Annotated in this window: 15 protein-coding genes; 6 read left to right on the plus strand and 9 right to left on the minus strand. The window is 62.6% G+C overall.

What is annotated here, in order from left to right; genetic code table 11:
* Positions 1–4: 4 nt before the first annotated feature.
* From spoVAE to cdd, 5 genes are all read left to right on the plus strand, one after another.
* The gene (gene spoVAE / locus ACTNBZ_RS04195) at positions 5–373 is read left to right on the plus strand and encodes a stage V sporulation protein AE (protein WP_441208441.1); all 369 of its coding nucleotides are present in this window, start codon (positions 5–7) and stop codon (positions 371–373) included.
* Between the two features lie 161 nt (positions 374–534).
* Positions 535–1,041: a Gx transporter family protein gene (locus ACTNBZ_RS04200; protein WP_441208442.1), complete on the plus strand. Its 507-nt coding sequence runs from the start codon at positions 535–537 to the stop codon at positions 1,039–1,041.
* Between the two features lie 169 nt (positions 1,042–1,210).
* Positions 1,211–2,485, plus strand: coding sequence for a polysaccharide deacetylase family protein (locus ACTNBZ_RS04205; protein ID WP_441208443.1), 1,275 nt, complete (start codon positions 1,211–1,213; stop codon positions 2,483–2,485).
* 93 nt (positions 2,486–2,578) lie between these two features.
* Positions 2,579–3,244 carry a hypothetical protein gene (locus ACTNBZ_RS04210; protein ID WP_441208444.1) on the plus strand — a complete coding sequence of 222 codons (666 nt, stop codon included), beginning with the start codon at positions 2,579–2,581 and terminating at the stop codon, positions 3,242–3,244.
* Positions 3,245–3,332: 88 nt separating this feature from the next.
* Positions 3,333–3,737: a cytidine deaminase gene (cdd, locus tag ACTNBZ_RS04215; RefSeq protein ID WP_441208445.1), complete on the plus strand. Its 405-nt coding sequence runs from the start codon at positions 3,333–3,335 to the stop codon at positions 3,735–3,737.
* A gap of 78 nt (positions 3,738–3,815) precedes the next feature.
* On the opposite strand, the gene argF is transcribed toward cdd, so the two are convergent.
* The 9 genes from argF to ACTNBZ_RS04260 form a co-directional block, all read right to left on the minus strand.
* The gene (argF, locus tag ACTNBZ_RS04220; protein WP_441208446.1) at positions 3,816–4,739 is read right to left on the minus strand and encodes an ornithine carbamoyltransferase; all 924 of its coding nucleotides are present in this window, start codon (positions 4,737–4,739) and stop codon (positions 3,816–3,818) included.
* A 46-nt stretch (positions 4,740–4,785) separates the two neighbouring features.
* Positions 4,786–5,964, minus strand: coding sequence for an aspartate aminotransferase family protein (locus ACTNBZ_RS04225; RefSeq protein ID WP_441208447.1), 1,179 nt, complete (start codon positions 5,962–5,964; stop codon positions 4,786–4,788).
* Between the two features lie 14 nt (positions 5,965–5,978).
* Complete coding sequence (gene argB / locus ACTNBZ_RS04230; RefSeq protein WP_441208448.1) at positions 5,979–6,833, minus strand: acetylglutamate kinase; 855 nt, start codon at positions 6,831–6,833, stop codon at positions 5,979–5,981.
* 11 nt (positions 6,834–6,844) lie between these two features.
* A complete protein-coding gene (gene argJ / locus ACTNBZ_RS04235; RefSeq protein ID WP_441208449.1) occupies positions 6,845–8,065 on the minus strand; it encodes a bifunctional glutamate N-acetyltransferase/amino-acid acetyltransferase ArgJ in 1,221 nt (406 codons plus the stop codon).
* A 31-nt stretch (positions 8,066–8,096) separates the two neighbouring features.
* Complete coding sequence (argC, locus tag ACTNBZ_RS04240) at positions 8,097–9,038, minus strand: N-acetyl-gamma-glutamyl-phosphate reductase (RefSeq protein WP_441208450.1); 942 nt, start codon at positions 9,036–9,038, stop codon at positions 8,097–8,099.
* 31 nt (positions 9,039–9,069) lie between these two features.
* The gene (gene argH, locus ACTNBZ_RS04245; protein WP_441208451.1) at positions 9,070–10,452 is read right to left on the minus strand and encodes an argininosuccinate lyase; all 1,383 of its coding nucleotides are present in this window, start codon (positions 10,450–10,452) and stop codon (positions 9,070–9,072) included.
* Between the two features lie 261 nt (positions 10,453–10,713).
* Positions 10,714–11,931, minus strand: a complete 1,218-nt coding sequence (locus ACTNBZ_RS04250; protein ID WP_441208452.1) for an argininosuccinate synthase — start codon at positions 11,929–11,931, stop codon at positions 10,714–10,716.
* A 208-nt stretch (positions 11,932–12,139) separates the two neighbouring features.
* Positions 12,140–12,844 carry a DUF6320 domain-containing protein gene (locus ACTNBZ_RS04255; RefSeq protein ID WP_441208453.1) on the minus strand — a complete coding sequence of 235 codons (705 nt, stop codon included), beginning with the start codon at positions 12,842–12,844 and terminating at the stop codon, positions 12,140–12,142.
* Between the two features lie 21 nt (positions 12,845–12,865).
* Positions 12,866–14,158: a hypothetical protein gene (locus tag ACTNBZ_RS04260; RefSeq protein WP_441208454.1), complete on the minus strand. Its 1,293-nt coding sequence runs from the start codon at positions 14,156–14,158 to the stop codon at positions 12,866–12,868.
* Positions 14,159–14,354: 196 nt separating this feature from the next.
* On the opposite strand from ACTNBZ_RS04260, the gene ACTNBZ_RS04265 reads away from it, so the two are divergent.
* Positions 14,355–15,341 carry an alpha/beta hydrolase gene (locus ACTNBZ_RS04265; protein WP_441208455.1) on the plus strand — a complete coding sequence of 329 codons (987 nt, stop codon included), beginning with the start codon at positions 14,355–14,357 and terminating at the stop codon, positions 15,339–15,341.
* Positions 15,342–15,493 lie beyond the last annotated feature (152 nt).

The raw sequence follows: 15,493 nt of genomic DNA on the forward strand, positions 1-15,493 counted from the left end.
TCTCATGGAAACCTTTCTGGAATACGCCCGCGCCTTTCTGTGCGGCGGGATCCTCTGCCTCATCGGGCAGATCCTCATTGATAAGACCGCCCTCACCCCCGCCAAGATTCTGGTGGTCTACGTGGTCTCCGGCGTGGTGCTGGGCGGCGTCGGGCTCTATCAGTACGTGGTGGACTTCGGCGGCGCCGGGGCCACCGTCCCCCTCACCGGCTTCGGCTTCCTGCTGGCCAAGGGCGTGAGGAAGGCCGTGGCCGAGCAGGGCGTCCTGGGCGCCCTCACCGGCGGCGTCACCGCGGCGGGCGGCGGCATCACCGCCGCCATCTTCTTCGGTTACCTGGTGGCCCTCATCTTCAAGCCCAAGTCCAAATCCTGATCCACCGGCCGGCCCGCGGAGCATCTGCGGACCGGCTTTTTCATTCCTGCGTTCCTCCGCGAGGGAGACTTTGGACATATGGGGGAATTGACTTCCCCCGAGGGAACCGCTATGATAATGTCAGTTTCATTTCATTGTTTCGTTTGAAAGGAGGGCGCCTCTTGTCCCTCTCCCGTCTCACCCGCTGCGCGGTGCTCACTGCCCTGGCTCTGGCCCTCTCAGTGGCCGAGGGGCTGGCCCCCGTCACCGTGCTCATCCCGCTGCCCGGGCTCAAGCTGGGGCTGGCCAACCTGGTCACCGTGTACGCCCTGTGCCGCCTTTCCGGCAGGGAGGCCCTGCTCATCCTGCTCTGCCGCTGCTTTCTGGGCAGTCTGCTGGGGGGCAACCTGATGGCCCTGGCCTTCTCCCTCACCGGCGGGCTCTTTTCCCTGGCCGTGATGGCTCTCCTCCTGCGCTGTCCCGGTCTGTCCCTCTACGGGGTGTCCGTGGCCGGGGCGGCCGCCCACAACACCGGTCAGATCCTGGCCGCCATGGCCGTGCTGGGCAGCCGGGCGCCGCTGGTCTATCTGGCCCCCCTGCTGCTGTGCTCGGTGATCACCGGCGGCGTTACCGGCGCGGCCTCCATCCTGCTGGTGCGCCGCGTCCCGCTTTCCCGCGCCGCAGGCTGAAAAAACACCCTTCCGCCGCAACTTTTCGCTCTGTGGTGCCGTCTCAATGATATGCAGACATACCTGAAAGAAAAAATTCAGAATTTGTAACGGAATTGTTCTTTCTTTCTCCCCGATCCTGTTGTATTATGGTAACTGCATTACATGACAAAGAGAGGATGCGACACCCATGACTCTGCTGAAACGAGGCGCGGCCCTTACGCTGGCTCTGCTGCTGGCCCTGTCCCTGGCCGCCTGCAAAAAAAATGCCTCCGCGCCCCCCAAGGGCAGCGGCGCCCCCCAGACCTCCGCCGTGCCCACACCCACGCCGGAGCCCACGCCGGAGCCCGATCCCTATGACGCGGTGAAGAACTACTGGTCGGAGGACCAGCTCACCCAGGAGTGGGGCCCCAATCAGGTGGTGGAGCACCTGTTCTTCCACCCTGTCATCGCCTATCCCCAGTGGGCCTTCCACGACGGCCCCACCCCCCAGTCCCAGAAGGACGGTCTGGATGACTGGATGGTGACGGTAGACGAGTTCAACAAGATCCTCCAGAGCGTCTACGACAATGGCTATATCCTGGTGCGCATGGAGGACGTGTGGAGCGAACAGACCAACGAGAACGGCGAGGCCCGGATGGTCCGCAACACCCTGAAGCTCCCTGAGGGGAAAAAGCCCCTGGTCATCTCCTTTGACGACGTGAACTACTACCCCTACATGCTGGAGGAGGGCTTCACCTCCAAGCTGGTGCTGGGGGACGACGGCCAGATCTGGGCCGAGTGCACCGACCCCTATACCAAGGAGACCTTCCTCACCCAGGATCTGGACGCCACCACCCTGCTGGACAAGTTCGTGCTGGAGCACCCCGACTTCTCCCTCAACGGCGCCAAGGCCATCTACTCCCTCACCGGCTATGAGGGCATCCTGGGCTACCGCACCCAGAACGACATCGACATCGCCGCCGACGATCCCGCCCGCCCCGCCTTTGACGCCAAGCGCCAGCAGGAGATTGAGGCCGTCAAACCCGTCATCCAGCGGCTGAAGGAGACGGGCTGGACCTTCGGCTCCCACACCTGGGGCCATATCAACCTCTCCACCAGCTCCATGGAACGCATCCAGCGGGATACCCTCCGCTGGGCTGAGGAGGTGGGCAGCCTGGTGGGGCCCACCAATATTCTCTTCTACCCCCACGGTGCCCGGCCTGACGGGGACCACGACCAGGGCGAGAGCTACGGCGAGCAGTTCAAGTGGCTCCAGAGCCAGGGCTTCCGGATCTTCGCCAGCGTGGGCATCAACTCCTACTCCCAGGTGAAGAGCACCATCTCCGCCGTCATCTGCGACCGGCTCCATCCCGACGGGACCACCCTGCGCAGCGTCCGGGCCCGGGAGTGGTACCAGCAGTTCTACGACGCCACTCAGATCATTGACCTGAGCGTCCGCCCCGATCTGGGCTGGTACAAGTAAACGCCTTATCTGCAAAACGCCCGGACGTTGTCCGGGCGTTTTGCCAACTGCGGGGCGAGCCTGCCGCCTCTGTTTTCCGGGAGGAATTGCAGTATGACGAAAACAAAAAAATTACATTCGCTGATCGCGGCGGCAGCCATCGGCCTTATCCTGGCTGCGCTCCTGCTTGGCCGTGGCATCCTGGTGCCGGACTGCACCGCGGAATGGAGAGGCAACTCGCTTTTCTGGAAGGATACGCGTTATATCCCCTGTTCAGGGGAATACAACGAGGGCGGGACCATCGCCAAAACCAGGGATGGATGGCAGATCAACGAGGTAAAAGAGGATCCCACCCATACGTTTCTTGTGGTGCGCAGCTTTCTGGACGAATCCTTGCTAGTGCGGGACGATTACGATATCCCGACCTCCGGTACCATTACCGCCGTATTTTGGAATGGAACAAAAATAGAGGATGACGCATTTTGCCGCTCCATATCGGACATTCTGGAACACGCCGCGGCAGACCATCCCCATGTGACCGAGGGTCTGTTTCAGCTCAAGGACAATCAGAAGATGCGCCCCTTATTTGTGGGCTACGAAGGCTGCCCCATTGGCACCTTCTTCGCTGGATATCTGGGGACCATCGATGGGACCTGGTATATCACCACCGGAGATACTTCCGGGCCGTCCAACCCCGATGGTTCGTCAAAGCCGTACACCGTTTGGTGTTATACCATACCAGAGACCTATGTTCCCGTACTGGAGCCATATTTTTCTTAGGGCCGGCTCCTCCTCCCCTCCGGTTGTAAAAGTATAGAATTTATGATATGATGAGGACACGATCCCACCATACAAAGGAGGTTTTACTATGACCGATCAGGAACTGGTGGAGCTGGCCTTTACCATGCTGGAGCGCTCCTATGTGCCCTACTCCAAATTCCCGGTGGGCGCGGCGCTGGAGTGCGCAGACGGCACGGTCTTTACCGGCTGCAACATTGAGAACGCCGCCTACGGCTCCACCATCTGCGCCGAGCGCACCGCCCTGGTAAAGGCGGTCAGCGAGGGGCACCGGGACGACTTTGTCCGTATCGCCGTGGTGGGCAATTCCTCCGACTACTGCTGGCCCTGCGGCGCCTGCCGCCAGATGCTCTATGAGTTCGCCCCGGATCTGACAGTGCTGGTGGCACGGGCCGACCACGAGTTCGTCCGCCTTCCGCTGGCGGTCCTGCTGCCCCACGGCTTTGGCCCCAAATCTCTGGAAAAGGACGGCTGATCTGTCCCTTTCCAGCAAAAAACGCGCATCGGAAGTACTTCCGATGCGCGTTTTCATGTGTTATCCGGAAAAGCGGCCTTACTTCTGGGCCTCATCGCCCATCAGCAGGTACATGACGGCCTTCTGGGCGTGGAGCCGGTTCTCAGCCTCGTCGAAGATCTCCTGGGCGTGGGCCTCAAAGACGTCGGCGGTGATCTCCTCGCCCCGGTGGGCGGGCAGGCAGTGCTGCACCATGCAGCCGGGGTTGGTGACCTTCATCAGCTCGGCGTTGACCTGGTAGCCCTGGAAGGCGGCGCGGCGCTTGGCGGCCTCCTCCTCCTGGCCCATGGAGGCCCACACGTCGGTGAACACCACGTCGGCGCCCCTGGCGGCCTCGATGGGGTCCCGGACGATGGTCAGGCTGGCGTCGGTGACGGTCTTGGCGAAGGCCAGCACGTCGGGATGGGGATCATAGCCCTCGGGGCAGGCCACCGACACGTTCATGCCCACCTTCAGGCCGCCCACGATGAGGGAGTTGACCATATTGTTGCCGTCGCCGATGAAGCACATGTTCAGGCCCTCCAGCTTGCTCTGGTGCTCCCGGACGGTCATCAGGTCGGCCAGCACCTGGCAGGGGTGGGAGAAGTCGGTCAGGCCGTTGATGACGGGGATGTCGGCGTACTGGGCCAGCTTCTCCACCTCCGCCTGGGAGTAGGTACGGATCATGATGCCGTCGCAGTAGCGGGAGAGCACCCGGGCGGTGTCCTCCACCGGCTCGCCCCGGCCGATCTGGCTCTCCTTGCTGGAGAGGAAGAGGGCGTGGCCGCCCAGCTGGTACATACCGGTCTCGAAGGAAACCCGGGTCCGGGTGGAGTTCTTCTCAAAGATCATGGCCAGGGACTTGCCCTGCAGGTAATTGTGGACCAGGCCGTGCTTCTGGTTGTACTTCATCTGGTCGCCCACGTTCAGGATATGGATGATCTCCTCCTTGGAGAGATCCAGCAGCTTGAGCAGATCTTTCATGTCAGTTCACCTCAACAGATTTCATTTGCGGCGGTATGCGCCGTCCTTACTCCAGGACCGCGGCCATGATAGCCAGGCCCTTGTCCATCTCTTCCCTGGTAATGGTCAGCGGGGGCAGCAGGCGCAGGGCCGGTCCGGCGGTAAGCACCAGCAATCCCGCGTCGATGAGGCGGGCGGCCAGAGCCTTGTTGGTATAGCCCTCCTTCACCTCGATGCCGATCATCAGGCCCATGCCCCGGGTGGCGCCGATGCTCTTCTTGCCCAGGGCCTCGATGCCCTTCCGCAGGTATTCGCCCTTCTCCTTCACGGCGTCCAGAGCGGCGTCGTCCAGGATGTCCAGCACGGCCAGGGCCGCGGCGGAGCACACCGGGTTGCCGCCGAAGGTACTGGCGTGGGTACCGGGACCCAGCACACCGCGGCACTTCTCATTGACCATGAAGCCGCCCATGGGCAGGCCGCCGGCGATGCCCTTGGCAAAAGAGACCGCGTCGGGGCTCACCCCGTACTGCTGATAGGCGAAGAGGCTGCCCGTGCGGCCCACGCCGGTCTGCACCTCGTCCACCAGCAGCAGCCAGTCCCGCTGTGCGCAGAGCTGGGCCAGGCTCTGGACAAATCCCGGCTCCATGGGGAGCACGCCGCCCTCACCCTGCACCAGCTCCAGCATCACGGCGCACACATCGTCTCCGCCCTGGGCCTTCACGCTCTCCAGGTCGTTGGCGTCGGCATAGCGGAAGCCCTCCATAAAGGGGAAGAAGTACTGGTGGAACACATCCTGACCGGTGGCGGTCAGGGTGGTGATGGTGCGGCCGTGGAAGGAGTTGTTGAGGGTGATGATGGTACTTCTTCCCTCACCGTACTTGTCATAGCTGTACTTGCGTGCCAGCTTGATGATGCCCTCGTTGGCCTCGGCCCCCGAGTTGCCGAAGAAGGCGGCCGCCATCCCCGCCCGGGTGCAGAGGGTATCGGCCAGCTTGGCGTAGGGCTGGGAGTAGAACAGGTTGGAGATATGGCCCAGGGTCATGGCCTGGTCGTAGATGGCCTTGGCCCACTTCTCGTTGCCGTAGCCCACCGAGCACACGCCGATGCCCGAGCTGAAATCGATATACTCCTTGCCGGACAGGTCCCACACCGTAGCGCCCTTGCCGTGGTCGATGTCCACGTCGAAGCGGCCGTAGGTCTGGAGGGTATGGGCATGGTCCAGCGCTTTCAGTCCTTCAAAATTCATGGTACTCGCCTCTTTTACAGGATCATGGTGCCGATGCCCTCATCGGAGAGCATCTCGATGAGGATGGAGTGGGGGATCCGGCCATCCAGGATGTGGGTGCGGCTGACGCCGGAGCGCACCGCCTCCACGCAGCACTCCACCTTGGGGATCATGCCGCCCTTGATGACTCCCTCCTTCACCAGCAGGGGCACGTCGGACAGTCCCACCACGTGGATGAGGGTGCTCTCGTCCTTGGGGTCCCGCAGCAGGCCCCGCACGTCGGTGAGGAGGATGAGCTTCTCGGCATTCAGGGCCACCGCCAGCTTGGCGGCGGCGGTGTCGGCGTTGATATTGTAGGCGTTCTCACCGTCGATGCCCTGGGCCACGGTGGAGACCACGGGGATATAGCCGTCCTTGAGCACGTCCTGCACCGGCGCGGGGTTGACCTTGACCACCTCGCCCACCAGGCCGTACTTCTCGTCCAGCTTCTTGGCCTGGAAGAGCCCGGCGTCCATGCCGCACAGGCCGATGGCCTTGCCGCCCCGGCGGTTCAGGGTGGCCACCAGGTTCTTGTTCACCTTGCCGCAGAGGATCTGCTGCACGATGTCCATGGTCTCCTCGTCGGTGTAGCGCAGGCCGTCCACGAATTTGGACTCCTTGCCGATCTTGTTCAGCATCTCGGTGATCTCCGGCCCGCCGCCGTGGACCACCACCACGTGGATGCCCACCAGGTTGAGGAGGATGATGTCGCTGATGACGGCCCTGCGCAGGTCGTCGGAGATCATGGCGTTTCCGCCGTACTTGACCACGATGGTCTTGCCGTAGAATTTCTGGATATAGGGCAGCGCCTCGGCCAGCACCGTGGCGCGGTTCACAACTGAATCAGCCATCTTCTTCCTCCTTAGGTGCGATAATCGCCGTTGATCTTCACATAGTCGTAGGTCAGGTCGCAGCCCCAGCAGGTGGCGGCGTGATCGCCCTCGTGCAGGCAGATGTCGATGACCACCTCGTCTTGGGACAGGATGCTCTTGGCGGCCTCCTCGTCGAAGTCCACTCCCATGCCCGCCCGGCACACCAGGATCTCGCCCACGGCGGAGGCGAACTTCACGTCCACGTACTCGGGGCGGAAGGGCGCCTTGGAGTAGCCCATGGCGCACAGTACCCGGCCCCAGTTGGCGTCGGAGCCGAACATGGCGGCCTTCACCAGGGGGGAGCCCACCACCGCCTTGGCCAGGCGCTCGGCGCTCTCCTCACTGCGGGCGGCGTGGACCGTGCAGGTGATGAGGCGGCTGGCGCCCTCGCCGTCCCCGGCAATGGCGCGGGCCAGGTGCTCGCACACCTGGTGCAGTGCCTTGTGGAACACGGTGTAGTTGTCGTCCTTCCACTCGATGAGGGGATTTTCCGCCATGCCGTTGGAGAGCACCACGCACATGTCGTTGGTGGAGGTGTCCCCGTCCACCGTCACCCGGTTGAAGGTCTTGGGCACCGTCTCGTGGAGGGCCTCAGCCAGCATTTCCTGGGTAATGGCACAGTCGGTGGTGATAAAGCAGAGCATGGTGCCCATATTGGGGTGGATCATACCAGAGCCCTTGGCGATGGCGCCGATGGTCACCTGCTTGCCTCCCAGGGTGAAGGTGACGGCGATCTCCTTCTTCTCGGTATCGGTGGTCATGATGGCGTGGGCCGCCTCATCAGAGCCGTCGGCGCTGAGACCGGCGGCCACCTGGGGCACGCCCTTCTCGATGGCAGCGATATTGATGGTCTGGCCGATGACGCCGGTGGAGGCCACCACGAAGTCGGAGGCCTTCCGGCCGGTGGCGGTGGCGGCGTACTCGCTCATGAGCTCCGCGTTCTCGTGGCTCATGGGACAGCAGGCGTTGGCGTTACCGCTGTTGGCGATGACGCCCCAGGCGGTGCCGTCCTCCAGGTGGTCCATGGTCACGTAGATGGGCGCGGCCTTGACCCGGTTCATGGTATAGGTGGCCGCGGCGTTGCACTCCCGCTCCGAGAGGATCATGGCCAGGTCGTTCTTCTCCTTCTTGCTGCCGGCCTTCACGCCGCAGTGGACGCCCCAGGCCTTGAAACCTTTCGCGGCCGTGACGCCGCCGGAAATCTGCTTCATACGATCAAATCCTTCCGGAATCAGAATATAGTCAGCCCAGGTTGAGGCCCGTGGTCTCGTCCAGGCCCAGCATGATGTTCATGTTCTGCACCGCCGCGCCGGATGCGCCCTTGCCCAGGTTGTCGAAGAGGGCGGTGACGATGGTCTGATCCTCATGGCCGCAGACCACCAGCTCCAGCCGGTCGGTGCCGGCCAGGGCGTTGGCGGGGAGCATGGGGCCGTCGCCGCCCCAGCGCACCGAGATCAGCTTCTGGCCCGCGTAATAGGCCGAGAGGATATAATAGATCTCCTCCGCCGTGGGCTGGCCCTTCAGATAGCGGTTGTGGAGCATGATGGTGGTGGCCATGCCCTTGTAATAGTCGTCCACGATGGGGCAGAACACCGGCGGCTTTTCCAGGCCGGAGATCTTCTGCATCTCGGGCAGGTGCTTGTGCTTGAGGGTGGTGCCGTAGATGCGGGGGCTGTACAGGTCCTCCGTCTTGTCCTCTCCCTCGTACTGGGCGATCATCTTCTTGCCGCCGCCGGAGTAGCCGGTGAGGGAGTAGCAGGTCAGGGGGTAGTCGGCGGGCAGGATGTGGAGAGAGACCAGCGGCGCCGCCGAGGACAGGAAGCCGGTGGCGTGGCAGCCGGGATTGGCCACCCGGGTGGACTGGCCGATCACCTCGCCGGGATAGCGGTAGAGCTCGGGCAGGCCGTAGACCCAGCCCTTGGCGGTGCGGTGGGCGGTGGATGCGTCGATGACCTTGGTGGTGTCATTCTCAATCAGGCTCACCGCCTCTTTGGCCGCCGCGTCGGGCAGACAGAGAAAGACGATGTCGGCGGCGTTGAGGAGCTTCTTCCGCTCCTCCGTGTCCTTGCGCTTGTCCTCGTCGATGAGCAGCAGCTCGATATCGTCCCGCTGGCCCAGCCGCTCGTAGATCTGGAGGCCGGTAGTGCCCTCCTTGCCGTCTATGTACACCTTGGGTTTACTCATACGTTCCCATCCTTTCTCTGCCTCGCCGGCCTTAGCCCTCCCGCTCGGCCAGGAATGCCTTGATATTGGCGATTTGCTTTTCCACGCTGGCCTTCGCTGGTCCACCGTAGACCTGGCGGCCGTTGACGCAGGTGTTCAGCTCCAGGGCCTGATACACATCCTGCTCGAACACGGGGGACACGGCCTTGAAGTCCTTGAGAGGCAGGGTATCCAAAGTCTCTCCGGCCTTGATGCAGAAGTTGACCAGCTTGCCCACGATCATGTAGGCCTCCCGGAAGGGCATGCCCTTCTTCACCAGATAATCGGCGCAGTCGGTGGCATTGATGAAGCCGCCGGAGGCCGCGGCGCGCATGTTCTTCTCCTTGACGGTAAGGGTGTCCAGCATGGCGGTGAACACAGGGATGCACAGCTCCACGGTGTCGATGGCGTCGAACACCGGCTCCTTGTCCTCCTGCATGTCCTTGTTGTAGGCCAGAGGCAGGCCCTTCATCACGGTGAGCAGGGTAATGAGGCTGCCGTACACCCGGCCGGTCTTGCCCCGGACCAGCTCGGCCACATCGGGGTTCTTCTTCTGGGGCATGATGGAGGAGCCGGTGGAATAGGCGTCATCCAGATCCACATACTTGAACTCCCAGGAGCACCACAGGATGATCTCCTCGGAGAACCGGGAGAGGTGCATCATCAGGATGGAGCAGGCGGAGAGGAACTCGATGGCATAGTCCCGGTCAGAGACCGAGTCCATGGAGTTGTCGGTGGGCTTTTTAAAGCCCAGGGCCGCCGCGGTCTGGAAGCGGTCCACCGGATAGGTGGAGGTGGCCAGTGCGCCGGCGCCCAGGGGGCACTCGTCCATGCGCTCCATGCAGTCCTCAAACCGGGTAATGTCCCGCTTGAGCATGTTGGCGTAGGCCATCATGTAGTGGGCAAAGGTGGTGGGCTGGGCCCGCTGGAGGTGGGTGTAGCCGGGCATGACGGTGTCCAGATTGGCCTCCGCTTTTTTGACCAGCACTTCCTCCAGCTTCTTGATCTGGCCGATGATGACCGGGATCTCCTTCTTGACGAAGAGGCGGAAATCCACCGCCACCTGGTCGTTGCGGCTGCGGGCGGTGTGGAGCCGCTTGCCGGTCTGGCCGATGCGCTCAGTCAGCATGGTCTCGATATTCATGTGGATGTCCTCGTTCTCCACGGAGAACTCCACCTTGTCGCTCTCAATGTCGGCCAGGATTGCCTTCAGGCCGTCGATGATCTTCTCGGCCTCGTGCTCCTCGATGATCCCGGTCTTGCCCAGCATGGCGGCATGGGCCATGGAGCCCGCGATATCCTCCTTGTAGAGCCGGGCGTCAAAGGTGATGGAGGAATTGAAGTCGTTTACCAGGGTATCGGTCTCCTTCTGGAACCGTCCAGCCCATAATTTCATAGCAGCAGCACCTCGTGGTTGAGTTGTACTAAAACCTAATAAAAAGCTTGAAAAGCTTTTTATAGCGCAAAGCGCGTCAGGTTTTTATGAGACGCGGTATCATGCGGCACGCATGATACCAGTGCGCGCGGCGCACGGAATTTCAAATGAAAGCATTTCCTTTGAAATTTGTATCAAAGGAAAATGGAAACAATTGTAGGGTGGGGAACGGTACCCGCGGCAGGCAGCGTCCCCCACCCTTTGTCGATGGCTCTTATGGGTTTACTTCAGCTTGCCCTGAGCCCGCAGCGCCTGGACCTTGTCGGGCAGGCCCCACAGGTTGATGAAGCCCTGGGAGTCCTTCTGGTCATAGTCGGACTCGTCGAAAGTGGCCAGGTTCTCGGAGTACAGGGTGTAGGGAGAGGTCATGCCGGCGGGGATGATGTTGCCCTTGTAGAGCTTGAGCTTCACGGTGCCGGTCACATACTCGTTGGCCTTGTCGGCAAAGGCGCTCAGGGCCTCCCGCAGGGGGCTGAACCACTTGCCGTTGTAGATCAGGTCGGCGAAGTCCACCGCCAGCTTCTGCTTGGCGTGGAGGGTGTCCTTGTCCACGGTGATCATCTCCAGCTGCTCGTGGGCAAAGTAGAGGATGGTGCCGCCGGGGGTCTCGTACACGCCCCGGTCCTTCATGCCCACCAGCCGGTTCTCCACGATGTCGATGATGCCGATGCCGTTGGCGCCGCCCACCTCGTTGAGCTTCTCAATGATCTTGGAGGCCTTCATCTTCAGGCCGTTGAGGGCCACGGGAGCGCCCTTCTCAAAGTCGATGGTCACATAGGTGGGCTCGTCGGGGGCCTTGAAGGGGGAGATGCCCATCTCCAGGAAGCCGGGCTTGTCGTAATCGGGCTCGTTGGCAGGATCCTCCAGGTCCAGGCCCTCATGGCTCAGGTGCCACAGGTTCTTGTCCTTGGAGTAGTTGGTCTCACGGGTGATCTTCAGGGGCACGTTGTGGGCCTCGGCGTAGTCGATCTCCTCGTCCCGGGACTTGATGGACCACTCCCGCCAGGGCGCGATGATCTTCATGTTGGGCGCGAAGCGCTTGATGGCCAGCTCGAACCGGACCTGGTCGTTGCCCTTGCCGGTGCAGCCGTGGCAGATGGCGTCGGCGCCCTCCTCCAGGGCAATCTCGGCCAGCTTCTTGCCGATGATGGGCCGGGCGAAGGCGGTGCCCAGCAGATAGCTCTCATATTTGGCGTCCATCTTCAGGGAGGGGATAATGACGTCGTCCACCATCTCGTCCACCAGGTCGGCCACGATCAGCTTGGAAGCGCCGGTCTTGATGGCCTTCTCCTCCAGGCCCTCCAGCTCGTCGGCCTGACCCACGTTGCCGGAGACGGCGATAATCTCGGGATTGTTGTAATTCTCCTTCAGCCAGGGGATGATGATGGATGTATCCAGGCCGCCGGAATAGGCGAGTACGACTTTCTTGATCTCAGACATGGTGTTGACCTCCTGTAAGTCCCGGCCGCGGCGGCCGGCTTTCTGATGTTGGTATCAGTATACCGCGCAGCGGATAAAAATGCAATAGTCAACTCGCATAAATACTCAATAATTTCCCTTTATTTCTGGACATGTCCCACAAAAATATTCATAATATTCAGAATATATTGAATATCCATTCTCATATCCGTATTTTATCCGGTTCCACTCACATATGGAACCGCCGCCGGACCTCCTCCCGCAGGGAGGGCACCCGCCGCACCACCACCAGCGGGATGATCAGGGCTGCGCAGACGGCCAGCACTACCACGGACCATCCGGGCCGCCACGCTCCGTCCCGGAAGCGGTCCACAAAGAGCTCCACTCCCGCCAGGAACACCCCTATCGTTCCGATGAGCAGCGTCACGGTGCTCAGAATGGAGCGTCTGCCGCCCCCCAGCACCAACCCCAGGAAGAGCACACAGGCCGTTCCCAGCAGGATGATGGGCAGCGCCAGGGCCCGGTACCAGCCCAGGCCGTCCAGGTCCACAGCAATGAGCAGCACATAGACCGCCACCGCCGCCCCGTCCAGGATCAGGCGGACGGGCAGCGGCAGTCCCCGCCGCAGCAGGGGCGGTACCAGCCAGAACCACAGCATCAGCGCCGCTCCCGTCACATAGAGGGACCAGGCCCGTCCCGCGGGCAGCAGGACGTTCAGCACCGTGCAGCACACCGAAACCGATGCCAGCATGACCGAGAGCAGCAGCGCCAGCTCCCGCCGGGACACCGGCGCCACCTCTCCCCGCTCGGTGGGAAAGGGTTTGGGCGACACGGTATCCACCGGCTGCCGGGGATCGGCCACCGGCGTATGGCACAGGGGGCAGGCCGCCGCCGTGGCGTCCAGTTCCACCCCGCAATGAACGCAATAAGACATAAATCTCCCTCCTGTGGGCGGTCACTCCCGCCGGTTGCTCTCCACCTTCACCGGGATGCCATCCCGGACCAGGCGGCGGAAAAATTCCCGCTCCGTGTCCGTCTCCTTCAGAGTGCCCGCAAAGGTGATGGCCATGGTGTTGCCGTAGCTGATGGACGCGCAGTGGACTCTGGGGCTGGTGGCCTGTCCCAGCACCACCTCCATCCGCCGGATGTGGCCCCGCATGGCCTCCGGCACCCGAAAGACCCCGGGATTGGTATAAGTCCCCGAGTAGGGCAGCACCCCTGCCAGGTGGTAGCTCAGGGACATGATAGGATTCTTGACGCAGATGGGAATGATCTGGAGAAGCGGATTGGTGGTAAAGCGGACGTTCCCGGTGAACTCCGCCCGTATCTCCTGCCGGTTGATGTGCAGGCGCATATAGTGGTGGACCTGGGACAGGATCTCGGGAAAGGTGTACTCACCCAACGCCGGATCGATGGAGGGCCGGACGGTGAGGATAAAGTTGCGCAGGGTCTCCGAGGGGAACCAGGGCCGCAGGTTGATGGGGATGGCCAGGGCCACCGGCCGGGGACGGCGGGGCCGCTGCCCGGCCTGATTATCCAGAATGACCTGGAGCAGCACGGCGGTCAGGTACTCGGTGATGGAGACCCCCATGCTTCTGGCCTTTTCCTTCAGCTGGTCCACCGGCAGAAACCCCATGGTCACGTTCAGGGTGTAGAAGGGCTCGGCCGTGCCCGTGTTCTGAAAGGCCCGCCGGCCCACCCGGTTCCGCCGGCCCCGCCCGGCGGCGTAGCGGGCATAGGCGTCCTCCAGCTCCTCCCGCCGGGGCGGCTCGTCCACGTCCAGCACTCCCTCCCCATTGGGGATCTCATGCCCCCGCTCCCGCAGGTAGACCGCCAGCAGGGTGCGGAAAAAGACCAGCGCCCCCGCCCCGTCGGACAGGGCATGGAACACCTCCAGGGAGATGCGGTGCTCATAGTAATAAAACCGGATGAGCCAGCCGTTGTCCTCCCGGAAGCGGACAGGCTGGCACGGGTTGGAGATATCCGGCTTCACAAAGGGACCGGGGGCGGTGTTGGGCTCGAAGTAATACCAGAAGGCCCCCTTCTTGATGCGCACGGCAAAGCCCGGGAACCGGGGCATGGTCTTGTCCACTGCCCGCTGAAGGGCCTCCGGGTCCACTTTCTCCTCCATCACCGCTGAGAAACGGTAGATGGCGGAATACTCCTCCTTCTGCAAGGCGGAATACAGCACCCCCGCGTTGTCCAGCTTATACCAGGGCTTCTTCTCTCCCCTTGCTCCGGCCGCCATTCCGCCGCCTCCTTCCCTCACTGTTCTTTTTCTGCATCTTATCACCTTTTATGGAAACTGCAAGCGAAACCGGGCACCCTGTATGGCCAGCGGACAAAAGGCCGAATTTCTTGCGAACGCCGCCCGGGTATGATAAAATGGTATGACATCTGAAAACAGGCATTTTCGTCTCCGCCATACGACAAGGAGGAATCCCATGGAGCAAGAGCAGTCCCGCCGTTCTGAGCAGAGCCGGCCGCGGCAGACCGGCCGCCGGGAAGCGGCCCGCCGCCGGGCCGAGGAGCGCCGTCTGGCCCCCATCATGAAGGCTCTGAAGGCCGTCCACACCGCCACCTCCCCCGAGTCCATGGACCGGGAGGACCTGGAGCGCCAGCGCAAAGGACAGGAGATGCTGGGCCGCCTGATCGCCCCCATGGCGGGCATGAGCTGGGAGCCCTTCGACCTTGCGGGCATGAACGCCGCCTGGGTCCGCCCTCACCGGGGCCATGACCGGCGGCACGCCATCCTGTACTGCCACGGCGGCGGCTATACCAGCGGCAACCTGGGCTACTCCCGGCCCATCGCCTCCAAGCTGGCCCACGCCACCGGGTACGAGGTGCTGTGCTTTGAGTACCGCCTGGCCCCCGAGCACCCCTATCCCGCCGCGGTGGAGGACGCCCTGCGGGCCTGGGACCACCTGATGTACCTGGGCTACGGCGCCCGGGACGTGGTGGTGGCCGGCGACTCGGCGGGCGGCAACCTGGCCCTGGTGCTCACCCACCGGCTCAAGGATGCCGGGCGGCGCCTGCCCGCCTCTCTGGTCCTTATGTCCCCCTGGACCGATATGACAGCCAGCGGCAGATCCTATCAGGAGCGGGCCGCCCTGGACCCTTCCCTCACAAAGGAGTATATCCACGCTGTCCGCTCCGCTTACGCCGGCGGGGAAGATCTGGCCTCCCCCTATCTCTCTCCCCTGTTCGGGGACTTTTCCGGCTTTCCGCCCGTCCTCATCCAGGCGGGTACCCGGGAGATCCTGCTCTCCGACTCGGTCCGGCTGCGGGACCGCCTGACCGCCTCCGGTGTCCCCTGCCGGCTGGAAGTATGGCGGGACATGTGGCATGTGTTCCAGATGTTCCCCATCCGCCGGGCCAGCCTGGCCATGGAGAGCGTGGGCCGTTTCCTGCTGGAGCAGCTCTCTATCTGATCTCCGTCAAAAAAGTACGAACTCCCCCGGCGCGGCTCATACTGAAGTGACCCCGAAAAGTTAGACAATATTTCGAAGCAAAAATTGTTCAAGCAACCGAAAGGGCTTGTTGTCTGTGAAGAGCAGGCGGCAAGCCCTTTAGCTTCGCCTTG

The organism is Pseudoflavonifractor sp. HCP28S3_F10, from assembly GCF_052065415.1.
Lineage (GTDB): Bacteria > Bacillota > Clostridia > Oscillospirales > Oscillospiraceae > Pseudoflavonifractor_A.